We start from the raw sequence: 24,276 nt of genomic DNA, 5'->3' as shown, positions 1-24,276 counted from the left end.
AGGTAAAATATATTTTGCAAGTATATTTTAATTAAAAAATATATCAAAATATGTCAACTGGGGGGGAAACTAAAATGTTAAATAACTTTAAAGTTAGAACAAAAATATTTATTTTATCATTAACGATGTTTATTTTAATGATTTTAATGGCTGGTATGGGTTATAACAATATTTTAAAAGCTAATAAGGATATGACATCCATGTATAAAGATTACTTATTGGCAATTGAACGTATTAATGATAGTAGAACTCAATCAAGAGCAATTGAAGGGGATACATATTATATAATGCTTCATGTGGATGAATCTGATAAACAGAATGTAAGGATGAGAGATTTAGGAAATAGAGCAAAGATCTTTAATGAAAATTGGGAGGAATATAAAAATTTAGATCTTGACAAGGAAGAGAAAGATTTAATTCCTATTATTGAAAGTAATATTCAAAAGTATAGAGAAGGAAGAACTGAGGTATTAAAGCTTGCATTAGAGGGAAAACAAAATGAAGCCTTAAACAAGTACGTTTCAATTGAAAATATAATAAATAATTTGCATGATGAATTAGAGAAATTATCTGATTATAATGTAAAACGTGCAGATGAAGTTCATATTCAAAGTAATGTTATGTATAAAAAAACAGTAACTGTGTTTTTGATTTTACTAATAGTTGCTGTAATTATTGGAGTGGTAGTTGCTATTATTATATCAAGGAATATAACAATTCCTTTAGAAGGTTGTGTTAAGTATTTGAAATTACTTGGTAAAGGTGATTTTTCTATTGAAGTTCGAGAAAAATTCATAAAACGTAAGGATGAAATTGGAGAAATTGCAGAAGCATCAAGTTTAATGCAAAAGTCGATTAATGCATTGGCAAAAAATATAAATAATGAAGCGTATGCTATTGTAAATGTTGTTAAAAATGTAAATAACAATGTAATTGATTTAAACAGCAATATAGAAGATGTTTCAGCAACTACAGAAGAATTATCTGCAAGCATGGAAGAAACTGCAGCTTCAGCAGAAGAAATGTCAGCAACTTCACAAGAAATAGAAAGAGCTGTACAATCTATTGCTCAAAAGTCACAGGAAGGTGCAATTCAAGCAGGAGAAATAAATAAAAGAGCAGAAGATACAAAAGGAAATGTACAAGCAGCACAGAGAAAAGCTTATGAAATGCTTAAAAGTACTCAAATTCAGCTTGAAGAAGCTATAGAATCATCAAAAGTTGTTGAACAAATAAATGTGCTTTCTGATTCTATAATGCAGATAACATCACAAACAAATCTTCTTGCACTAAATGCGGCAATTGAGGCTGCAAGAGCAGGAGAAGCAGGAAAAGGATTTTCAGTAGTAGCAGAAGAAATAAAAAAACTTGCAGAGCAGTCAAAAGATACAACAGTAGAAATACAGAATATAACGAGTAAAGTTACAGAAGCAGTTAAAAATCTTTCTGAGAACTCAAATAATCTACTTACATTTGTAGCTACAGATGTTAATAATGATTATAAGAAAATGCTTGATGTTGCTGATAAATATAGTAAAGATGCTAAGTTTGTAGATGATCTTGTAACAGAATTTAGTTCAACTTCTGAAGAACTTTTGGCTTCTACAGAAGATATATTAAAAACTGTAGATGGAGTAGCACAAGCAGCAAGTGAAGGAGCAGAGGGAACTACAGATATTGCTAATAAAGTATCTAGTGTTACTGATAAATCCAACGATGTTTTAGAACAGGTTTCAAAATCAAAGGAAAGTGCAGAAAAATTGAAAGAAGAGATTCTAAAATTTAAGATATAATATATGCTTTTTAAAAATTAAATTAATTTTGAAAAAGGAGATGCAAATATGTTCAAAAAATTATTAGAAAATATAAAATTAAATCCACCACTTGTACATAATATAACAAATTATGTAACTGTAAATGATTGTGCTAATATTGTTTTAGCAGCTGGTGGCTCACCACTTATGGCAGATGATGTAAATGAAGTAGAAGACATTGTATCTATAAGTAATTCCCTATATATTAATGTAGGTACCCTTAATACAAGAGTAATAGAATCTATGCTGAAAGCAGGAAAGAAAGCTAATGAACTAGGATTACCAGTTGTACTAGATCCAGTAGGCGTAGGAGCTTCAAAGTTAAGAAATGAATCAGTAAAAACTTTAATAGATGAAATAGATTTTTCTGTTATTAAAGGAAATATGTCTGAAATAAAAGCTTTGTATACAAATGCAAAAAATACAGGTGGAGTTGATGTGCAAGAAGACGATCTTGTTGACAATCAGAATATTGAAGAGGCTATTGAATTTGTAAAAAAAGTTGCTAAAAAATTCAATTGTGTTATTGCTGTTACAGGAGCTATTGATATTGTAACAGATAGTGAAAAGGTATGCTTAATACGTAATGGACATGCAATGATGTCAAAAATTACAGGTACAGGATGTATGACAGGCAGTGTAATAGCCACATACTGTGCTTCTAATAAAGATAATATTTTTGCTGTTTCAGTAATGGCAGTTACTGTGATGGGATTATCAGGTGAAAAAGCATATGAAAAAATAGTAGAAAGGGAAGAAGGAACTAGCAGTTTTAGAACATATTTGATTGATACTGTAAGCTTAATGGATTTTGATACATTGAAAAAGTATGCTAAGATTGAAATTGTATAATAAATAATTACTGCATAAATAATCTATTAGAATTAGAGGTGCTGATATGAAAAAAGTATTAACTATAGCAGGTTCTGACTGCAGCGGTGGAGCAGGTGTTCAGGCAGATTTAAAAACAATAATAGCCCACAAATGTTATGGAATGAGTGTTATAACTGCACTAACAGCTCAAAACACAACAGGTGTTTATGGTATAGAAGCTTGTTCAGTAGATTTTGTGAAAAATCAAATGGATTGTGTATTTACAGACATTTTTCCTGATGCTGTAAAGATAGGAATGGTTTCTTCAATTGAAATTATTGAAGCGATTGCACAAAAGTTAAAGGAATATAAACCTAAAAATATTGTGGTTGATCCTGTTATGGTTGCAACTTCAGGAAGCAAATTGCTTAATGATGATGCTATCAATAAATTATTAAATGAATTAATGCCACTAGCAACGGTTATTACCCCTAATCTTTTTGAAGCAGAAATTCTTTGCGGATTTCAAATTAAGAGTATAGAAGATATGGTGAAGGCAGCTAAAAAAATAGCTGAGAATTATGATGGACATATTTTAATTAAAGGTGGACATCTTGAAGATAATGCTAATGATTTATTATTTTCAAATGGTATAATTCATTGGTTTGAAGGTGAAAAAATCGAAAACCCTAATACACATGGTACTGGTTGTACTTTATCTTCAGCTATTGCTAGTAACCTTGCGTTAGGGTACAATGCTGAAGAGAGTATACGCAATAGTAAAGAATACATAACTGGTGCATTAAAAGCAAAGCTAGACCTTGGTAAGGGGAGCGGTCCTTTGAATCATTGTTATTAAAAAACAAGAAACCACTAGTTGCACAAGTAACTAGTGGTTTCCTTTTATCTAAAATTAAAAGGAAATATTTATAAAACATAGAATAATATATTATGTTATAAATTTATATGGAAAGATGTAGAGGATGAAGAATGGGAGTTGAAGTTATGAAGAATATTTTAATAGTTGAAGATGATGAGGGGTTAAGCAGAGGTATGTCCTTTACTTTTGATAAGTCTGGTTACAATGTATATAGTGCTTTGAATTTAAAATCAGCTAATGAGCTGTTCAAAAAAGTTAATATAGATATGATTATTTTGGATTTAAATCTTCCAGATGGAAATGGTATTGATTTTTGCAAAGAGATTAGGAAGTCATCATCAGTTCCAATTATAATGCTTACTGCAAGAGAACTTGAAACTGATGAAGTTGAAGGTTTATATTCTGGTGCAGATGATTATATTACAAAGCCTTTTTCTCTTTCTGTTTTAATGGCGAGGATAAATTCTACTTTTAGAAGAAGTGTAAACAATTATAAATTTAATGAAATTAAATCAGAAGCCATAGTAATTAATTTAGATAATTTAAAAGTTTATAAAGATGATATAGAAATAGCTATTAGTTCTACTGAATTTAAATTGCTAAAATATCTTATGAAAAACAAAGGACAAGTTTTACTTAAAGAGCAGATACTAAGTAATTTGTGGGATGACAGCGGTAATTTTGTAGATGAAAACACGTTACCTGTTACTATAAGAAGGTTGCGTAAGAAAATTGAAGATAATCCATCTAACCCTAAATATATAAAGACTGTTCATGGTATGGGCTACATATGGTGTGAGGAGTAAAAAATGAAAAGTATAATAATAATTACTATTATTGATATATTAGTATGCTGCTTAGTTATATTTTTTTCAAGAAGATATATAGCTAAAAAGTTTGATTTTATAAGTTGTGTTTTAGAACAAATATTGTCCAAAAAAGATGATGTTAAAATATCTGAAACTAGAGATTCTAGGGAGTCTAAATTAGCATATCAAGCAAAAAACGTTATAGAAATGATAAATAATGATGTAAATAAAACTCAAAAGGAAAAAGAAATTATAAAGGAATTGATTGGAAATATTTCACACCAAATAAAAACTCCCTTAGCAAATATATCTATGCATACAGATATATTGTTAAATGGAGATTTAAGTGAAGATGAGAGTAGAGAATTTTTAATGAGAACGAAAGAACAATCAGAAAAAATGAATTGGCTTATGAAATCTCTATTAAAAATGTCAAGATTAGAAACTGGAGCTATAGATTTTATACCTGATTATGAATATATAAAAGAAACTATTGCAAAAGCAGTTAGCTCAGTTTATTCTCAATCAAGTGATAAAAACATAAAAATTCAAGTTGAAGAGTTTGAGGATAGAAAGCTTTTTCATAACAGAAAATGGACTTGTGAAGCTATAACTAATATTTTAGAAAATGCTATAAAATATTCACCTGAGTTTTCTAGTGTAAATATTAAAATCAGTCCACTTGAAATCTATACTAAAGTTGAAATTACGGATCAAGGAATTGGAATAGATAAAAAAGATTATAATCAAATATTTAAAAGATTTTATAGAAGCGAAAATGTGTCTGATTACAAAGGTATGGGAATTGGGCTTTATCTTTCACAGTTTATATTGTATAAAGAAGGTGGATATATAACAGTTAAATCATCTTTAGGAGAAGGAAGTATGTTTTCGATTTTCTTACAAAATTGAAAGAAAAAAATTGAAATCTGTAAAGATTATGTAAGAATTAAATTTTATAATTGGATTATACCAAAGGTGATAACAGTTATTGGCTCTGGTGTAATCCAATTTTTATATTGAGTCAGGAGGAATAATTATGAACATATTAAAAAGCAGTATGCTTAAGAAATATTATGGTAATGAGAAGAATGTAGTAAAAGCTCTTGATGGAGTTAACATAGAAGTAAAACAAGGAGAGTTTTTGGCAATTGTAGGAACATCAGGTTCAGGAAAGTCAACTTTACTTCATATGTTAGGAGGGCTTGATAGACCTACAAGTGGAGAAGTTATAGTTAGGGACAAAGAGATATTTAAAATGAATGATGATGAACTAACTGTATTTAGAAGAAGAAATATAGGTTTTGTATTTCAAAGCTATAATTTAGTACCTATTTTAAATGTCTATGAAAATATAATACTTCCTGTTGAACTTGATGGAAACACAGTAGATAAAGATTACATAAATAACATAATAGATACTTTAGGGTTAACAGAAAAAGTAAACTATCTTCCCAATAATTTATCAGGTGGGCAGCAGCAGCGTGTTGCAATAGCAAGAGCTTTAGCTGCAAAACCAGCAATAATTCTTGCAGATGAACCTACTGGAAACCTAGATAGTAAAACAACTCAAGAGGTTATAGGACTTTTAAAAGTAACAAGTAAAAAATTCAACCAAACAATAGTTATGATTACTCACAATGAAGATATTGCTCAGCTTTGTGATAGAATCATACGCATTGAAGACGGAAAAATTATCTATTAGAGGAGGTGATTTGGATGCGTAATAATAACCAAAAGGTCATAAATAACTTATCACGAAAAAGCTTAAAAAACAATAAACTTAGAAATATCTTTGCAATAATTGCCATAGTGTTTACTACAGTACTTTTTACTACTCTTTTTACCATAGGAATGGGAATGATTAAATCCATACAAGAACAAACAATGCGGCAAGTTGGAACATCTGCTCATGCAGGGTTAAAGTACCTTACTTATGAAGAATATAATGATATGAAAAATCATCCTCTAATCAAGGATATTGGATATTCTATTCTAGTGGGTTCTGTTGAAAATAAAAAGCTTATTAAAAGACCTACAGAGATACGTTTTGCAACTGATAATACAGCAAAATGGGGATTCTGTTATCCAACAAAAGGTAAAATGCCGAAAAAAATAAATGAAGTGGTAACTGATACTATTGTGCTGGATATGATGGGGGTACCGCATAAAGTTGGTTCTCCAATAACATTAAAATATACAATAAATGGTAACGATTTTACTAAGGATTTTGTTTTATCTGGATATTGGGAAGGCGACATTGTTGCAATGGCAAGTATGGCATATGTTTCCCAAGGATTTGTAGATGAAAATCTTTCAGATTTAGATCAAAAATATCAAAAGGATAATAATCTATATTCTGGACTAGTTTTTGCAGATGTAATGTTTAATAATAGCTTAGATATAGAAAAAAACATACAAACTGTAATAAAAGAAAGTGGTTATGGTCTTAAAGATATAGATTACGGTGTTAACTGGGCATATATGTCTGCAAAATTCACTTTAGATCCTACTATAATTTTAGCAATTATAGCAGCAATAGTATCTATAATTTTTACTGGATATTTAATTATTTATAATATTTTTCAAATTTCAGTTACAAAAGATATTCGTTTTTATGGACTATTAAAAACCATAGGGACAACTTCAAAACAAATTAAAAAACTAGTAAAAAAACAAGCATATATGCTCTCCGCGATAGGAATACCAATAGGACTTATTTTAGGCTATATTTTAGGGGTTGTATTGTTACCAATAATATTAAGTATAACAAACATTGACAATAGCAGTATTTCAGTAAGTCCAGTTATATTTATAGGTTCGGCTTTATTTTCTCTTATAACGGTATATATAAGTTCACGAAAACCAAATAAAATTGCATCAAAGGTTTCACCTATTGAAGCTGTAATATATACAGGGATAAAATCACAATATAAAAAGAAATCCAAGGAATCATCAAAGGGCGCAAAAATTCACAAAATGGCATTTGCGAATCTATTTAGAAATAAGAAAAAAACTATAGTGGTTATTATTTCAATGTCTCTTAGTTTAATACTTCTAAATGCAGTTTACACCATAACAAAAGGATTTGATATGGATAAATTTTTAAGTAATAACGCAGTAAGTGATTTTAATGTGGGACATGTAAATTATTTTAAATCTCATTTTGTAAGTAAAGAGGATATGCCATCACAAAAATTGATTGATGAAATCAACAGTATGGATGGTATAAAAGGAGCTGGCAAGACATATTATAAGTATAATTTACACCAATTGAGCAAAAATGGTATGAAAAACTTTAATGATATCTTTACAGATGAGTTTATGGAACAGATGGATAAACATAAAAAAGAGCAATTGATACAAAGTAAAAATTCAGGAAAAGTAGGCTTGGATATTTATGGAGTTAATGATTTTATTGTAGGAAAGCTTAATATTGTAGAAGGAAAATTTGATAGAAAAAAATTTACCACAGGGAAATATGTACTAATTAGTCCTCTAATTTATTCTGAAGATGGTGATAACAGAAGTTATTATAATATTGGAGATAAAATAACTATAAAATTTGATGATAATAAACAAAAAACATATGAGGTGATGGCAAAGGCAAATATTCCCCATAATATTTCTTTACGACGATACAGTGCTGAAGGTATGCCATGTTTTCTACCATCCAGTGAGTTTAAATATCAGGTTAAAGAGCCTATGTTTATAAATTATATTTTTGATGTAGATGATAAAAATAGTGAATCCATGGAAAAATTTCTTAAAAACTATATAGATAATATTGAACCTATGATGAATTATAAATCAAAACAAATTTATGTTGATAGTTTTAAACATTTGCAAAACACTTATTTGATCGTAGGCAGCATACTCTGTTGTATTGTTGGATTTATTGGTATATTAAATTTTATAAATTCTATTATTACAAGTATAATTACAAGAAAAAGAGAATTTGCAATGTTGAAAAGCATAGGGATGACAAAAAAGCAGCTTTATAAAATGCTTGTTTTTGAAGGAATATATTATGCATTATTGACAATAGCCATAACACTGACAATTGGAAATGTATTTTCCTATCTTGTAGTACAGGCAATAGTGGGAGGAATTTGGTTCTTCACATATAATTTTACTATATTGCCAGTATTGATTGCTGCACCAATACTAATTATTGTTTCAATATTGATACCACTTATATCTTATAAAGGAACTAGCAATCAAAGTATAGTCGAACAACTTAGAGAAAATGTATAGTATATTTATGAAGAATATTTTAATTAAAAATGGACTATATATAGCTTAAATAAGCATATATAGTCCATTTATTTTAATTTATATGTTGATTTGAAATTTATTATATAATATTAAAATTTTAATTTATCAATATATCCTTTTAAGTGAGTTGCTGAATCTTTAAATTTAATTAATTCTTCTTCATTTAAGGGAACTTCCAGTACTTTCTTTATTCCACTAGATCCTACTATTGTTGGAATACCTACATAAACATCATTTATTCCATATTGTCCTTCAAGTAGACTTGAAACCGTTAAAATAGAGTTTTCATCTCTTAATATAGCTTCAACTATTCTTTTTATTGCTAATCCTACAGCGAAATAAGTTGCTCCCTTTTTGTTGATAATTTCATAGCCTGCATTCTTTACACTTTCATGGATTTCATATTTTGATAATCCATCACACTTTTTACATATATTATTGCAGTAGTAATTTATATTCATACAACCTATATTAGTTAAACTCCAAGTTGCCACCTCAGAATCTCCATGCTCACCTATTATATATGTGTGAATATTTCTATCATCTATATTAAAATGTTCACTTAATAGATGCTTGAATCTTGAAGTATCAAGAACAGTACCAGAACCAATAACCCTTTCTTTTGGAAAACCAGAAAGCTTATAAGTTATATAAGTTAGTATATCTACAGGATTTGCAACAACAAGTAATATAGCATTTGGATTATATTTTACAATTTGAGGAATGATTTTTTTAAATATATCAAAATTTTTATTTATTAAGTCTAATCTTGTTTCGCCAGGCTTTTGAGCTGCTCCAGCAGTTATGATTACTATATCAGAATCAGCAGTGTCTTTATAGTTTCCAGCATATACTTCTACTGGTTTTAGAAAGGATACACCGTGAGATAAATCCATAGCTTCTCCAACTGCTTTTTCTTTGTTTATATCTACAATAACAATTTCAGATGCAAATCCAGCCATCATAAGTGCATAAGCAGAAGTTGCTCCTACATATCCTGCCCCTATTATTGATATTTTAGTACGTTTAGTATTCATAATATTCACCTCTATTTAAAATTAAAATAATTTTATTTAATTACAATATAATATTGTATATTGTATATTATATAATAATTATTATTAAAAATACAATCTTATTTATTATATAATAATTCTGAATTTATTTTTCCTTTACAAATATAGTATATTAAGTTATAATATACACGTAAAAATTAAATAAAGTTAAAAGTTGCTAGGAGTGCCATAATATATGGCTGAGACCGATTTGTATCGGAATTCTTCGAACCTGAAATAATTAGTATTAGCGTAGGAAAGCACTATTATAAATTAAAGTAAATTCTAATATATTTATATAAAAGCTTGCCTATAGGTAAGCTTTTATTTTTTTAGGTATTAGAGAGGAGAGAGAATTATAATAAAACAATTTAAAGGTAGTAAAAACAAGATGTTATACCTTATAACCAATAGAAATATTATAAAAGCGGGTGATTTATATAGTGTTATAAAAGAGGCTGCTGATGGAGGAGTAGATGCTGTTATTCTTAGAGAAAAAGATTTATCTTTTGAAGAATTGCTTCCAATTGCAGATAAGATTAAAGATATTATAGAAAATAAAAATGTAAAATTAATAATTAATGGAAATATGGATGTAGCTAAAAAAATAAAAGCACACGGAATTCATATAGGATTTAAAAAATTTATGGAACAAAAACATGAGTTTGATGGTCTAGTAGGAGTTTCAGTACACAGTTTAGAAGAAGCAGTATTAGCAGAAAAAAATGGAGCTGATTATGTGTTTGCAAGCCATGTATATGAAACAGACTGTAAGAAGGGGTTAAAACCTAGGGGAATAAATTTTATTAAAAAAATTAGAGAGAATATTGGTATAACTTTAATAGGTTTAGGTGGTATAAATGAAAAAAATGCACAAGAAGTTATTTGTGCAGGTATTGATGGAATTGCAGTAATGTCTTATATTATGGCAGATAAAAACCCTTATGCAGCTACAAAAATATTAAAAGATAGTATACGCTAATAAGATAAAATTTTGGGTAAAGCAACATTGATGAAAGTTGCAATGTTTTGAATTAAATTAATTTTCATATATTTTCATATAAAAACATGAGGGGAGGGTAGATATACATGATAGTTAATGGTAAAGAAGTAAAGTTTAATGAAGGAATGAATATAGAAGAACTTATTAAAAAGTTTGATTTAAATATGGACAAGGTGGTTGTAGAAGTTAATTTAGAAATAGTTTCAAAAGAAAAATACAATGAGTTTATACTTAACAAAGAGGATAAAATTGAAATTATAAGCTTTGTAGGTGGAGGCTGATTATATGAATATATTTGTAAATGAAAAAAAATTTACTCTAGAAGAGAATGCTACTGTTTATGAAATTAGAGATGTTTTTAAGAAAGATGCAGATGTAGTTATTTTAAATGGATTTATTATAAAAGAAGATTTCACTTTGAAAGATAACGATAAAGTTATTTTAATAAAAAAAGGAGAAGTTCCAACTAAAGAAGAATTAGAAAATCTTTTAGTTGCACGACATACTCCAAAGGTACATGAAAAGGTTAAGAAAGCCTGTGTAGGAATTGCTGGTTTAGGAGGACTTGGCTCAAATGTAGCAGTATCTCTTGCAAGAATAGGAATAGGCAAACTTGTATTAGTAGACTTTGATATAGTTGAGCCTAGTAATTTAAATAGGCAGCAGTATTTAATAAAACATTTAGGTGTGACAAAAACAGAAGCCATGAAGGAACTTATTTCAGAAATTAATCCTTTTGTAGAAGTAGAAATTAAAAATGAATATATTACACAGGAAAATGCATTAAGTATTTTTGAAGGTGTGGATATTATAGTTGAAGCTTTTGATAATCCACAGGCTAAAGCTGCATTAGTTAATGTAATATTAAGCAATAAAAGGGATAAAATTGTAGTGGCTGCTTCAGGAATGGCTGGATATTTTTCTAATAATACTATAAAAACTAAAAAAGTTAATGAAAATTTTTATTTAATTGGTGATGAAACTAATGAAGCAAAGCAAGGGTGTGGTTTGATGGCTCCAAGAGTTGCTATTGCAGCTAACCATCAAGCTAATACAGTTCTAAGATTAATAATGAAAGAAAAAAATATATAGGAGTGTTAATTATGGATAATTTAAAAATTGATGGAATAGAACTTAAAAATAGGTTGTTTATTGGAACAGGTAAATTTCCAGATAAAAAAATGCTTACAAAGGTTATAGAAAAATCAGAATCACAAGTAATAACTATGGCGTTAAGAAGAGTTGACATTACTTATAAAGAAGAAAATGTTTTAGAATATATACCTAAAGATAGAATCTTTCTTCCAAATACTTCAGGGGCTAGAAATGCAGAAGAAGCTGTTAGAATAGCAAAATTAGCTAAAGCTAGTGGGTGTGGAAATTGGATTAAAATTGAAGTTATATCTGATAACAAATATTTACTTCCAGATAATTTGGAGACAATAAAAGCTACAGAAATTCTAGTTAAAGAAGGATTTACTGTTTTACCTTATATTAATCCAGATTTAATGGATGCTAAAAGATTAGTGAATGCTGGTGCAGCAGCAGTTATGCCTTTAGGAGCTCCAATTGGAACTAACAGAGGGATAAGAACTAAAGAAATAGTTCAAATATTAATTGATGAAATAAATCTTCCCATAGTTGTAGATGCAGGTATAGGTAAACCATCAGAAGCGGCACAAGCCATGGAAATGGGAGCAGAAGCAGTTTTGGTAAATACAGCAATAGCTACTGCAGAAAACCCAGTTGAAATGGCACAAGCTTTTAATTTTGCAGTAAAGGCAGGAAGAATGGCTTATCTTGCAAAGGCAGGAGCAGTGAGAAAATATGCAAGTGCATCTTCACCTTTAACAGGATTTTTAAATGAAGGAGAGGCATAAAAAAATGAGTTTCTACAATGAATATTTAAAATATAAAGAATTTGATTTTGAAAATTTTTGGGGAAATATAACTGATGAAGATGTTTTAAGAGTTATAAATAAGCATAAATTAGATGTATATGATTTTTTAACGTTACTATCTCCTGCTGCGGAAAATTATTTTGAAGAAATAGCTGAAAAGGCTCATCAGTTGACATTAAATAATTTTGGAAAAGCTGTAATGTTATTTACACCAATGTATCTAGCAAATTATTGTGTGAACAAATGTGCTTATTGTGGTTTTAATTATACGAATCATATAAAAAGAAAAAAACTTACAATGAAAGAGATAGAAGAAGAAGCTAGAAGAATTCATGATACAGGATTAAGACATATTCTTATTTTAACTGGTTCATCAAGAAAAGAAACACCAGTTTCTTATATGATTGATGCGGTTAAAATATTAAAAAAATATTTTGATTCTATATCTATAGAGGTATATGCTCTTGAACAAGAAGAATATAATCAACTTGCTGAAGCTGGAGTAGATGGTTTTGCTATGTTTCAAGAGACTTATAATGAAGAAATATATGATAAGGTACATATTGCAGGTCCTAAAAAGAAATATATGTTTAGGTTAGATGCTCCAGAAAGAGTTTGTAAAGCTAAAATGAGAAGTGTATGTATAGGTGCTCTTTTAGGATTGGATGATTGGAGAAAAGAATTTTTCTATGTAGGACTTCATGCTAAATATCTTCAAGATAAATATTCTGATGTTGATATAGCAGTTGCACTTCCTAGAATAAGACCTCATGTAGGAAGTTTTACAGAGATACATGATGCAAATGATAGAAATATAGTTCAAATGGTATTAGCATGCAGAGTGTTTTTACCTCGTTTAGGGATAACAATGACTACAAGAGAAAGTGCAGAATTTAAAAACAATTTAATACCACTAGGGGTTAACAAAATATCGGCAGGAGTTTCTACAGAAGTGGGTGGACATACCTCTAACAAAAAAAGTGATCCTCAATTTGATATAATAGATGGTAGGAGTGTTGAAGAAGTAAGACAAGGATTGTTAAAAATAGGATATCAACCTGTTTTTAAAGATTGGATGCCAATTTAACATAACTAATAAAATACTTTAATTTATAATAAAGTGTATCCTATAGGGTAGACAATTTTAAAAATGCTACCCTATAGAGTATTTTTATAAACTTAAATCCATATCTCCAAATTTAATCCAACCTTTTTTTCTCATGAACTCAGAGAAGATAAAAGAAAGAACAGCAGGTGCAATAAATTGTAATAATATTATTTTTAAAATTAATGTATATGCTACTTCGGTTCCCTGCATTGCTGTAAAAGTACCTAAAGGTCCTACTAAACCACTGGTACCCATTCCTGCTCCAATAGAGATATTTTCCATTTTGAATATAGTAGTAGATATTGGTCCAATAATAGCACCAGCAAGTGTTGGTGGAATGAATATTAAAGGATTTTTAAAAATATTAGCGACTTGAAGCATTGAAGTTCCAATACCTTGAGAAATAAGACCAGATGTTTTATTTTCTCTATAACTTGATATTGCAAATCCTACCATTTGAGCACAACAACCAACTGTTGCTGCACCAGCTGCAAGACCTGTTAAATTTAGAGATATTGCAATAGCTGCACTACTTATTGGCATAGTAAGAGCAATACCCATAAGAGATGAAACAGCAATCCCCATAGGAATAGGACGTAGAGTTGTAGCTACATTTATAAGTTCACCAATATTTGTCATAAATGTTGATATGTATGGGCCAACAAACTTACCAGCGATGCATCCTGTAATTATTGTTATTGAAGGAACTAGTATAATATCTATTTTTGTTTTATTAGAAATTAGATTTCCAAATTCAGCACCAATTACGGCAGCTATATATGCACCTACTGGTCCACCAAGAGAATAACCAAAAGCTCCAGTTGCTGCTGAAGAAAACATAGTGAGAGGAGCACATTTTAATCCATGAGCAATAGCTACGCCTATAGCAGAACCAACAACAGGCGATTTTGCAGAAACAATATTTGCAAAATCTTTTATAAAAGCAAGTCCTGGTATTTTGGATAACTGTGACAAAATAAGACCTATTATCAAAGAAGCAAAAAGTCCTAAAGCCATTGCACTAAGTGCATCTAAGGCATATCTTTTAAAGAATTTTCTAAAAATATCTTTTGTTTGTTTCATTTTCAAAGCCCTCGTTTTTTAATTTATTATGTACATGCAAATGTATATACATGTGAATAATTATATAGTTTTCAGATAAACTTTTCAATAATAACGTATAAATTTGTTAATATAAGATTTTTGAAATACATTTTTAGTTTGTGTAAAAAATAAAAGTTTATTAAGCAAAACATATAAATTTTGGAGTACATAATGTGGTAAGGTGAATAAAATGTATAGATAGTAATATTTGGAGGGACACATATGTTTATGTTTCCTGGATATTATATGTATAGATTAGATAGATATTTCTATAAAATTCTTGTAAATACCAAAATATTTACGCTTACACTTTACCAGAATAATAGAATTTTAAAAACATATCCTGTGGCTGTGGGGAAACCATCAACACCCACACCAAAAGGTATATTTAGAATTATTAATAGAGCTGTTAATCCTGGTGGACCTTTTGGCGTTAGATGGTTAGGCTTAAGTATTAAAGGATATGGAATTCATGGTACTAATAATCCTGGTTCTATAGGAAAAGCAGTTTCAAATGGATGTATAAGAATGTATAATAAGGATGTGTTAGAACTAGCCAATACAGTGCCTATAGGAACCATAGTGAAAATCATATAATGAAAAATTAAGAATAGAACTTCTTAAGAATTTTAGAATTTAAGAAGTTTTATTTTGCTATATAATTGGTATATACAACATATCAATATGTTGTATATGAATATATTCATATATGTAATTATTTTAGTATTAAAAAATACTAGTGAGGAGCGAAAAAATTGAAAAAGGTATGTAAAACTAATCCTCTTCCTCTATATTATCAGATAAAAGAAATATTGCAGGAAATGATAGAAAATAGGGAATTAAAATCAGGCGAACTTATACCACCAGAAAGAGAAATATGCGAAATACAAGATGTGAGTAGGATGACGGTAAATAAAGCAGTAATGGCTTTAGTAAATGAAGGGTATCTTTATCGTGAACAAGGGAAAGGAACCTTTGTTGCAGAAATAAAGGGAAAACAGCAACTTCAACTCAAAGGATTTACTGAACAAATGATAGAAAAGGGTTTGAGAGCAGATACAAAAATTCTTTCCTTTAAAATAAAATTAGCTACTAAATATGATAGAGAAGTTCTTAATATAGATAATGAAGATAAACCTAATGTAATAGAAATTAACAGATTAAGAATAATAAATGGAGAGCCTTTTGCAATTGAAACAGTGTGGCTTCCACAAAAATTGTGTTCTAATATAACAAGAGAAATGTTAGAAGGGAGATCACTTTATGAAATTTTAGAAGAAGAGTATAGGTATGTATTTGAAAAGGCAAAGCAAACAATAGAACCTATAATGCTTAATGAATATGAAGCAAAACTCTTAGAACAAGATATGAATTCTCTAGCACTTATGTTTAGAAGAGTAACCTATTTAGAAAATGGAGTTCCAATAGAGCATACAAAAGAAATATATAGGAGTGATAAATATAAGTATGAAGTGATTTTGACTTAATAAAGATTTTTAATAGAATATTGAAAATGAGGAGATGATAGCCGTGAAAGCAATAATAAACGGCGTAATATTAACAAAAAAAGAACTATTAAAGGATAAAGTGATAATTTTTGATAAAAAAATAGAAAAGATAATAGGAATTAAAGAATTCAAAAAAAATTATTGCAAGTATGAGGGAATACAAATAATAGATGCAAAAGGAATTTATATATCTCCGGGATTTATAGATATTCATATACATGGTGCTGGTGGGTGTGATGTCATGGATGGAGATATAGAGGCTATAGAAACCATAAGTAAAACAATTTGTAAAAATGGAGTTACATCATTCTTGCCTACCACTATGACAATGTCAAAAGAACAAATTTGTAAAGCTTTAAATTCAATAAGAGAAGTTATGACAAAAGAAAAAATAGATAATATATATGGAGCAAAAGTGATAGGCGCTCATATGGAAGGACCATTTGTAAGTGAAAAATTTAAGGGGGCTCAAAATAGCAAATATATAATGAAACCAGATTATTCATTTATAGAGAAATATACAGATGTAATAAAGATAATAACGTTAGCTCCAGAAGAAGATAACAATCATAAATTTATAAAAAAAGTAAAGAAAAATACAGAAATAATATTATCTATGGGACATTCAAATGCATGTTATGAAGAAGCTATGAAAGCCATAAAAGATGGGATAACACAAACAACTCACACCTTTAATGCAATGAAACCTTTGCATCACAGAGAACCAGGGGTAGTAGGAGCAGCATTAGAAAGTGATATATATTGTGAACTTATAGCTGATAAAATTCATGTTCATCCAGGAATATTTAATATATTATTAAAAGTTAAAGAAAAAGAAAAAATTGTTTTAATTACTGATTGCATGAAAGCAGGAAATCTTAATGAAGGTGAATATGAACTTGGAGGACAGAAAGTTATAGTAAAGAATGGTTCAGCAAAATTAGAGAATGGCACTTTAGCTGGAAGTATATTAAAGCTCAATGAAGCAGTAAGAAATATATATGAAAATACAGATTTAAGCATTAATGAGGTAATAAATATGGTTTCTTTAAATCCAGCAAAAATATTAAAAATGTATAATGAAAAAGGAAGTGTTGAAGTCGGAAAAGATGCAGATTTAATATTAATTGATAAAAATTTTGATGTAAAAATGACTATTGTAGAGGGGAAAATTGTCTATAAGTAAAGATAACTTTATATAAATAAGAAGGTGTATTAAATGAGAATAATGATTTTAAAAGATTACAATGAAATGAGTAAAAAAGCAGCTAAAATACTTGCAAGTCAAGTTATTTTAAAACCTAATAGTATTTTAGGACTTGCCACGGGCAGTACACCAGTGGGTATGTATAATGAGTTGATAAAATTTTATAATGCAAATGAAATAGATTTTTCAGAAGTTAAGACTTTTAATTTAGATGAATATTATGGATTAAATAAAAATAATGAGCAAAGTTATTATTATTTTATGATGAATAATTTTTTTAAACATGTAAATATAAATCTCCAAAATATAAATATACCTAATGGAATGGCAGAAGATATTGAGAAAGAATGTTTTGAATATGAAGAAAAAATTTTACAATCAGGAGGTATAGATATTCAAGTATTAGGTATAGGAGCAAATGGGCATATAGGTTTTAATGAACCTGATGTAAATTTTGAAGCAAGTACTCATCTTGTAGAACTTGAAGAAAGTACAATAAAGGCAAATTCAAGATTTTTTAAGTATATTGATGAAGTTCCTAAAAAAGCCATAAGCATGGGTATGAAAACGATAATGCAGTCAAAGCAAATAATTCTTTTGGCTAGTGGAAAAAATAAAGCAGAAGTAATTAAAAATGCCATAGAAGGGAAAATAACTCCAACAGTTCCTGCATCAATCCTTCAACTTCATACAAATGTTACATTTATAATAGATGAAGCAGCAGCAAGTAAACTTGAAAGTAAAATAGAAGTAGCATATGGCTAATATAAAACAAGGATTTTAAACTTTTTAAGAAGTTTAAAATCCTTGTTTTATATTAATATATAGCATATTATTTACAAGTGTAAGAGTCAAAGCAAAACTTTATTTTAATTTAATAAAGTTTTGTTTTCTTGTAGTGAAAATTACAATATTGCAATAGGGAAAAAACACCTATATAATACTTTAAGGGATGATTTTTGTATTAGTAAAAATACTATTATATAAAATTAATATATATTAAGGAGAATTTATATGAAGTATGAACTTATAAGGGAAGATTTTTTAAGAAAATATCCTTTTGCAGAAGAAGAAATTATGAATAATGAAATAAAATGGAATGATTTAAATGACATATATGTTGATTTTAATAATTATAGGGATACTTATGAAACTCAAGCTGATTTTATAGCAAATACTTTGAGAACACACAATAAGATACACTCAGTAAAATCAAGAGTAAAGAATCCTGAACGCTTAATTGAAAAAATTATTAGAAAAACTAGTGATAGAAAACAAAAATATGAAAAAGATTTTCAATTTCATGTTGACAATTATAAAGAAGAAATAAATGACTTAATAGGTATTAGAGCAATACATATTTTTAAACAAGATTGGGAGAGTATACATAGATTTATCTTAAATACATGGAAGGTTATTGAAATAACTGCTAACGTAAGAGAAGGTGATGATACTAAAAGATTTGAAGAATTGAATATTGAAATTCAGTCAAGAAAATCAGGATATCGATCAGTACATTATCTTGTAGAGTTTTTCCCAACAAATCAAAAGGTTATAGCAGAAATTCAAGTAAGAACAATATTTGAGGAAGGATATGGTGAAATTGATCATCAGCTCAGATATTCGCATAAAGAAATTCCAGAAGTATTGGCTTCAAATCTTTTGTTATTTAATCGTATAGCAGGTAGTGCAGATGAAATGGCATCATTTATAAATTTACTTAACAAGAACTGGGGTGAAATGGAACAAAAATATGAAAAAATAATAGCTTTTAAAGATGAAGAGATAAGAAAATTGAAGTTAAAAATACAAGAGTAAATTCTATATAACTTCCAATAAATAGAATCAAAGTAACAAATAATAATCAAGAATTATAAAAATACCCAATTTTAATGGGGATTTTTGTTGAATGTGGTATAATGTTTGTAAATTGAAACATATGCTACAATATTCTTGTATAACTTTTTTATAACCAAAGGAGGAACTTGTATGGAAATATTTATGGCAAGACAACCTATACTTGATAAAAACATGAAAGTATATGCATATGAGTTGCTATATAGATCAAGCCTTGAAAATTTTAGCAAAATAGATGAAGCGGATGAAGCTACAATGAGTGTACTAAATAATAGTCTTCTTTTATTAAGAAATAATAATAAAGTTTCAAGTAAAAAATATTTTATTAATTTTACAAAAAATCTAATCATTAAAGAAATGCCATTTTTATTTCCCTCAGAGAATATTGTTGTTGAAATACTAGAAGATATAGTTCCAGATAAGGATTTTTTAGATGTCTGTAAATTGCTTAAAAAACAAAATTATATTCTAGCTTTAGATGATTTTGTTTTAGATTACAAGTATTTAGAGTTAATAAAGATTGTTGATATTATAAAAGTAGATTTTATTCTTACGTCTAAAGAAGAGAGAATGGAGATAGTAAAAAGGTATAAAAAATATGGTGTTCAATTTCTTGCGGAAAAAGTAGAAACAAAAGAAGAATTTGAAGAAGCTATAAATTTTGGATATTCTTATTTTCAAGGTTTCTTTTTTTCAAAACCAGTTGTTATGGTAGGAAAAGATATTCAGGTAATTCCATCTAATGTAATAAGATTGTTAAAGGAGCTTAAATTGGAGAGTCCAGAGTATTCAAAAATAGCTAAGATAATTGAAAGGGATGTCTCACTAACATATAAACTATTAAAATTAGTTAACTCACCAATATTTGGTATATCAAATAATATAACATCTATAAAGCAAACATTGGTGTTTTTTGGATTTAAAGAATTAAAAAAGTGGATTTCAATAATTATGATGCGAGATATGGGAAATAATAAACCAAATGAATTAATAAGGAAATCGTTGATTAGAGGGAATATGGCTGAGAATATTGCTTCTCTTTTTACTGTTAATATAAAAAATGAATGTTTTTTAGTTGGAATATTATCTTTAATTGATGTTTTAACAAATAGAGATATGAAAGATGTGTTATCTCAAACCCCTCTTGAAGATGATATAAAAAGAGCGCTTCTGGGTTATCAAAATAACTTAGGTGAAATATTGAAAATTGTTATAGAGTATGAAAAGGGGAATTGGCAATTTATAGATAACTTTTGTGATAAATTTAATTTAAGTTTTGAAGAGATAAGAGATGCTTATATTAATGCTATTAGATGGAGTAATGAAATAATGAGTATATGAAAAATTAAAAATACTTTATAAAAATAAAATGCGTTGGTAGGAATAAAAATTTTCAACCAACGCATTTATCATTTAAATTTTTAATTGAGATTTAGAATTAATTTCTAATACAAGTTCATCTACGACTTTAGCATCAATGATATAGTGATATTTATCATCATCCATTCTAACCATTGTATATAAATATGTATTGTCTCTAAGGTTTATTATTTACAATTATACACTATTTTCTAATATTCTATGTTTTAGAAAATAAGATATTAATGAACAAATTAATTTAAAAAACGAATATGAGAATTTAAGAATAAAACTTCTTAATAATTTAGGATGTTTTATTTTTTTGTATTAAAAATACAAACAATTAGAAACCTTTTTATAAATAGTGAAAAAATTTATCTAATTATAAAATTTACGGATAAAACTATAATAAATGTTTTTGACAATAAAAGACGTTTTTTTACACATATAAAATAATTTATTGAGAAAAATTTAATAATATTTTAATGTTTTGCGAGAAATAGTGGAAAATTAAAGTAGAATTTGATAAAATTATTTAAGAAAAGAGAATTAAAAAATAAATTTTTATGGTTTATCATTAAATAAGGTTTATTACATAAAGCAACAATAAAAAATTTATTGGAGGAATTTTATGGGTAGAAAAAAGATAGTATTTATTGCTTCTATAATTTTGTTATGTTCAGTAATTTTATTAGCTAGACAAGCATCTAATTCTAAAAATATAAATAAAATATCGTTTAAAGAAAGCACTAATACAAAATATGAAATTTTTAGTGGAAGTGGAAAAATGGGTGATAAAGACGGTAAGGTATTAGAGGCAGAGTTCTTGTTTAATTATGGAATGGCTTTAGATAAAGAAAAAAACTTATTGATAGCAGATTCATATAATAACAAAATAAGAAAGATATCGAAAGATACAGTTACAACATTAGCAGGATATTCAGATAAAAAGGACAATTTTAAATTACCTTTAGGGGAGTATATAGATGGTGATATAAGTAAAGCAAAATTTGATAAACCAAGAGATTTGGCTGTGGATGGTAAAAAAAATGTTTATATTTCTGATAGCGGAAATAATGTTATAAGAAAAATAATGAATGGAAATATATATACTTTTGCAGGTACAGGTAAGAAGGGGTATAAGGATGGCAACGCAAAAGAAGCAGAATTTAATTTGCCTTCAGGAATTGCAATAGATAAGAATGGAGATGTTTATGTAGCTGATATCTTAAATCATGTTATACGAAAAATATCTAAAAAAGGACAAGTTTCTACTTTGTCAGGTATTAAAAGTAAATACGGTGGATATAAAGATGGAGATTTAAAAGAAGCTATGTTTAATGAACCATCAGATATAGTTGTAGGTAACGATGGAGCAATTTATATAGCTGATAGCGGAAATCAAAGAATTAGAAAAATAAGTAAAGGAAGAGTTACAACTATTGCAGGCTCTGAAAATCAGTATATACAAGGTACTAACTATATAAAAGGTGGTTTTCAAGATGGACAAAAGGGAAGTGCAAAGTTTAATTTTCCTAAGGGTATATGTTTAGATGAAAAAGAAAATATTTATGTAGCCGATACGTTTAATCATAGTATAAGAGTTATAAAAAAAGATGGTACAATTTCTACATTGCTGGGAGATGGTAAAGCGGGAGTTTATAGTGAAGCTAGACTAAACCAACCCACTTCATTAATATATATGGATGGATACTTATATGTGTCAGATAATAAAAACAACATAATTAGTAGATTAAAGATAGATTAGGAGATTGTTAATGAGGACAAAAAATATATATTTTTCAATGTTTATTACGTTGGTAGTTGTAATTATTTCATTTATAGGGTTGTTTGATAGTGTGGAAAATAACGGTAGAGATTCTTTGTTTCAATATAAAAAGAAAAATGTGGATTTGCAAAACATAGTTATTGTAGGTATAGATGATAAAAGTTTAAATAATATTGGAAGGTGGCCATGGGATAGAAACGTTCATGCAAAGCTTATACAAAAGTTAAAAGAAGGAGAGGCAGCAGTTGTTGGAGTGGATGTGATTTTGGCTGAATCTTCTAAAAAAGAGAGCGATGATGCATTAGTTAATATAGTTAAAAGTGTAGGAAATGTAGTGTTTCCTGTGGTAGGTAACTTTAATTATAAAAAGTTATCAGCGCAGTTTAAAATGGGAAAAATTATAGGCGATGTAAATCCTGAAAGTATTATTGAGAGCTTTGAGCAATTAAAAAAGATTAGTGTAGCAGGGCACATTAATGTTTTTGAAGATCCTAAAGATGGAATAGTAAGAAGTGCATTGGAATCTTTTAAATTTAATAATAAAGAAATAAAAAGTTTTGACTATGTAATAGTAAAAGAATATGAAAAAAGGACAGGAAAAAAGATATTAAATGGAGAGATACCAAAGGACTTTTTCAATAGATATTATATTGATTTTAATGGTGTTCCTGGAGCTTTTAATCATGTATCATATTACGATGTTTTAAGTGGAAAAGTACCTCCTATATATTTTAAAGATAAAATTGTTTTAATTGGTCCTTATGCTGAAGGCTTTCCTAATGATAGCTTTTATACTTCTATTCAAAAAAATGCAAGAATGTATGGTGTAGAGGTTCATGCTAATATTATTCAAAATATACTTCATAATAATTTTAAGCAAGAAGTATCGGAGCTTATTAAAATATTGATAACAATATTTTTGGGAATAGCTTCATACTTTATTTTTAATAAGATAACTCCTAAATTATCGTTTATATTGCTTTTATTATTGTCAGCTATTTATTTGATTATTTCAAGATTTGTATATTCTAATGGATATATTTTGAATGTAGCTTATCCGTTAATATTATTAGCTCTCCTTTATATTTTTAGTATTGCCTATAAATATTTAAATGAATTTGCAGAAAGAAGGAGAGTTACAAATATTTTTGGAAAATACGTAGCACCTCAGGTAGTTGACGAAATATTAAAAGGTGAATTAAAAGAAATGCAATTAGGTGGAGAAAAAAGAGAAATTTCAGTCTTATTTGTAGATATTAGAGGATTTACACCGTTGTCAGAAAAAGTACAGCCAGAGCAAGTAGTAGAAATTTTAAACGAATATTTAACTTTAACATCAGAATCAATATTTAAATTTAGAGGAACATTGGACAAGTTTATTGGTGATGCTACAATGGCAATTTTTAATGCTCCATTAGATTTAGAAGAACATCCGTTAAAAGCAGTACAAGCAGCATTTGAAATGAAAAAGGGTTCAGAAAAACTTAGAAAAAAATTACAAGATAAATTTGGTATATCTGTTGAATTTGGAATAGGAATTAATACAGGATATGCAGTAGTAGGGAATATAGGATCAAGTACAAGAATGGATTATACAGCTATAGGTGATACAGTAAATACTTCTGCAAGGCTTGAAAGTAGTGCTAAAAGAGGTCAAATATTATTAAGTGCTTCAACTTATGAAAGAGTAAAGGATAAGATTAAAGCTAATTATTTAGGTGAAATAAAGGTAAAAGGAAAAGAAACTATGATTTCGATTTATGAGCTTGAAGATATAAACGTAGACTAGAA

The 24,276-nt window shown here is 28.1% G+C and carries 22 protein-coding genes and 1 riboswitch; of the genes, 20 read left to right on the top strand and 2 right to left on the bottom strand.

Annotated elements, in window-relative coordinates:
- Positions 1 to 74: 74 nt before the first annotated feature.
- The 7 genes from OW763_RS07485 (at position 75) to OW763_RS07455 (ending at position 8,573) form a co-directional block, all read left to right on the top strand.
- A complete protein-coding gene (locus OW763_RS07485; protein WP_268040466.1) occupies positions 75 to 1,793 on the top strand; it encodes a methyl-accepting chemotaxis protein in 1,719 nt (572 codons plus the stop codon).
- Between the two features lie 48 nt (positions 1,794 to 1,841).
- Entirely contained in the window at positions 1,842 to 2,666 is an 825-nt protein-coding gene (gene thiM / locus OW763_RS07480) for a hydroxyethylthiazole kinase (RefSeq protein WP_268040465.1), read from the top strand.
- 46 nt (positions 2,667 to 2,712) lie between these two features.
- Complete coding sequence (gene thiD, locus OW763_RS07475) at positions 2,713 to 3,486, top strand: bifunctional hydroxymethylpyrimidine kinase/phosphomethylpyrimidine kinase (protein ID WP_268040464.1); 774 nt, start codon at positions 2,713 to 2,715, stop codon at positions 3,484 to 3,486.
- Positions 3,487 to 3,632: 146 nt separating this feature from the next.
- Complete coding sequence (locus OW763_RS07470; protein WP_268040463.1) at positions 3,633 to 4,313, top strand: response regulator transcription factor; 681 nt, start codon at positions 3,633 to 3,635, stop codon at positions 4,311 to 4,313.
- A gap of 3 nt (positions 4,314 to 4,316) precedes the next feature.
- Entirely contained in the window at positions 4,317 to 5,228 is a 912-nt protein-coding gene (locus OW763_RS07465; protein ID WP_268040462.1) for a sensor histidine kinase, read from the top strand.
- Positions 5,229 to 5,355: 127 nt separating this feature from the next.
- The gene (locus OW763_RS07460; RefSeq protein WP_268040461.1) at positions 5,356 to 6,021 is read left to right on the top strand and encodes an ABC transporter ATP-binding protein; all 666 of its coding nucleotides are present in this window, start codon (positions 5,356 to 5,358) and stop codon (positions 6,019 to 6,021) included.
- Between the two features lie 14 nt (positions 6,022 to 6,035).
- Positions 6,036 to 8,573 (top strand): ABC transporter permease, encoded by a 2,538-nt coding sequence (locus OW763_RS07455; protein WP_268040460.1) that lies wholly within the window; start codon positions 6,036 to 6,038, stop codon positions 8,571 to 8,573.
- Between the two features lie 110 nt (positions 8,574 to 8,683).
- Here OW763_RS07455 and OW763_RS07450 read toward each other — a convergent pair whose 3' ends face one another.
- Complete coding sequence (locus OW763_RS07450; RefSeq protein ID WP_268040459.1) at positions 8,684 to 9,631, bottom strand: L-lactate dehydrogenase; 948 nt, start codon at positions 9,629 to 9,631, stop codon at positions 8,684 to 8,686.
- Between the two features lie 188 nt (positions 9,632 to 9,819).
- Positions 9,820 to 9,925: riboswitch (TPP riboswitch) on the top strand.
- A gap of 115 nt (positions 9,926 to 10,040) precedes the next feature.
- Between OW763_RS07450 and thiE the strand changes: the two genes are divergently transcribed.
- The 5 genes from thiE (at position 10,041) to thiH (ending at position 13,640) form a co-directional block, all read left to right on the top strand.
- Complete coding sequence (thiE, locus tag OW763_RS07445; RefSeq protein WP_268040458.1) at positions 10,041 to 10,631, top strand: thiamine phosphate synthase; 591 nt, start codon at positions 10,041 to 10,043, stop codon at positions 10,629 to 10,631.
- A 107-nt stretch (positions 10,632 to 10,738) separates the two neighbouring features.
- Complete coding sequence (gene thiS / locus OW763_RS07440) at positions 10,739 to 10,933, top strand: sulfur carrier protein ThiS (RefSeq protein WP_268040457.1); 195 nt, start codon at positions 10,739 to 10,741, stop codon at positions 10,931 to 10,933.
- 4 nt (positions 10,934 to 10,937) lie between these two features.
- Positions 10,938 to 11,744 (top strand): sulfur carrier protein ThiS adenylyltransferase ThiF, encoded by an 807-nt coding sequence (gene thiF, locus OW763_RS07435; protein WP_268040456.1) that lies wholly within the window; start codon positions 10,938 to 10,940, stop codon positions 11,742 to 11,744.
- Positions 11,745 to 11,755: 11 nt separating this feature from the next.
- A complete protein-coding gene (locus OW763_RS07430) occupies positions 11,756 to 12,532 on the top strand; it encodes a thiazole synthase (RefSeq protein WP_272507340.1) in 777 nt (258 codons plus the stop codon).
- 4 nt (positions 12,533 to 12,536) lie between these two features.
- The gene (gene thiH, locus OW763_RS07425; RefSeq protein WP_268040455.1) at positions 12,537 to 13,640 is read left to right on the top strand and encodes a 2-iminoacetate synthase ThiH; all 1,104 of its coding nucleotides are present in this window, start codon (positions 12,537 to 12,539) and stop codon (positions 13,638 to 13,640) included.
- 84 nt (positions 13,641 to 13,724) lie between these two features.
- Here thiH and OW763_RS07420 read toward each other — a convergent pair whose 3' ends face one another.
- Positions 13,725 to 14,744, bottom strand: a complete 1,020-nt coding sequence (locus tag OW763_RS07420) for a PTS sugar transporter subunit IIC (RefSeq protein WP_268040454.1) — start codon at positions 14,742 to 14,744, stop codon at positions 13,725 to 13,727.
- 243 nt (positions 14,745 to 14,987) lie between these two features.
- Here OW763_RS07420 and OW763_RS07415 point away from each other — a divergent pair, with 243 nt between their 5' ends.
- The 8 genes from OW763_RS07415 (at position 14,988) to OW763_RS07380 (ending at position 24,274) form a co-directional block, all read left to right on the top strand.
- Positions 14,988 to 15,362: a L,D-transpeptidase gene (locus tag OW763_RS07415; RefSeq protein ID WP_418921791.1), complete on the top strand. Its 375-nt coding sequence runs from the start codon at positions 14,988 to 14,990 to the stop codon at positions 15,360 to 15,362.
- Positions 15,363 to 15,520: 158 nt separating this feature from the next.
- Complete coding sequence (locus OW763_RS07410; protein ID WP_268040453.1) at positions 15,521 to 16,252, top strand: GntR family transcriptional regulator; 732 nt, start codon at positions 15,521 to 15,523, stop codon at positions 16,250 to 16,252.
- A 43-nt stretch (positions 16,253 to 16,295) separates the two neighbouring features.
- Complete coding sequence (gene nagA / locus OW763_RS07405; RefSeq protein ID WP_268040452.1) at positions 16,296 to 17,459, top strand: N-acetylglucosamine-6-phosphate deacetylase; 1,164 nt, start codon at positions 16,296 to 16,298, stop codon at positions 17,457 to 17,459.
- A 33-nt stretch (positions 17,460 to 17,492) separates the two neighbouring features.
- Positions 17,493 to 18,245: a glucosamine-6-phosphate deaminase gene (gene nagB, locus OW763_RS07400; RefSeq protein WP_268040451.1), complete on the top strand. Its 753-nt coding sequence runs from the start codon at positions 17,493 to 17,495 to the stop codon at positions 18,243 to 18,245.
- A gap of 249 nt (positions 18,246 to 18,494) precedes the next feature.
- Complete coding sequence (locus OW763_RS07395; RefSeq protein ID WP_268040450.1) at positions 18,495 to 19,298, top strand: RelA/SpoT domain-containing protein; 804 nt, start codon at positions 18,495 to 18,497, stop codon at positions 19,296 to 19,298.
- Between the two features lie 171 nt (positions 19,299 to 19,469).
- Positions 19,470 to 20,678 carry an EAL and HDOD domain-containing protein gene (locus OW763_RS07390; RefSeq protein ID WP_268040449.1) on the top strand — a complete coding sequence of 403 codons (1,209 nt, stop codon included), beginning with the start codon at positions 19,470 to 19,472 and terminating at the stop codon, positions 20,676 to 20,678.
- A 649-nt stretch (positions 20,679 to 21,327) separates the two neighbouring features.
- Complete coding sequence (locus OW763_RS07385; RefSeq protein ID WP_268040448.1) at positions 21,328 to 22,464, top strand: NHL domain-containing protein; 1,137 nt, start codon at positions 21,328 to 21,330, stop codon at positions 22,462 to 22,464.
- 10 nt (positions 22,465 to 22,474) lie between these two features.
- Positions 22,475 to 24,274: a CHASE2 domain-containing protein gene (locus OW763_RS07380; RefSeq protein WP_268040447.1), complete on the top strand. Its 1,800-nt coding sequence runs from the start codon at positions 22,475 to 22,477 to the stop codon at positions 24,272 to 24,274.
- Positions 24,275 to 24,276 lie beyond the last annotated feature (2 nt).

The organism is Clostridium aestuarii (assembly GCF_026735135.1).
Classification (GTDB): Bacteria; Bacillota; Clostridia; order Clostridiales; family Clostridiaceae; genus Clostridium_H; species Clostridium_H aestuarii.
The sequence above is the reverse complement of the archived record's forward strand: the minus strand, read 5'-3'. Positions and strand labels throughout refer to the sequence as shown.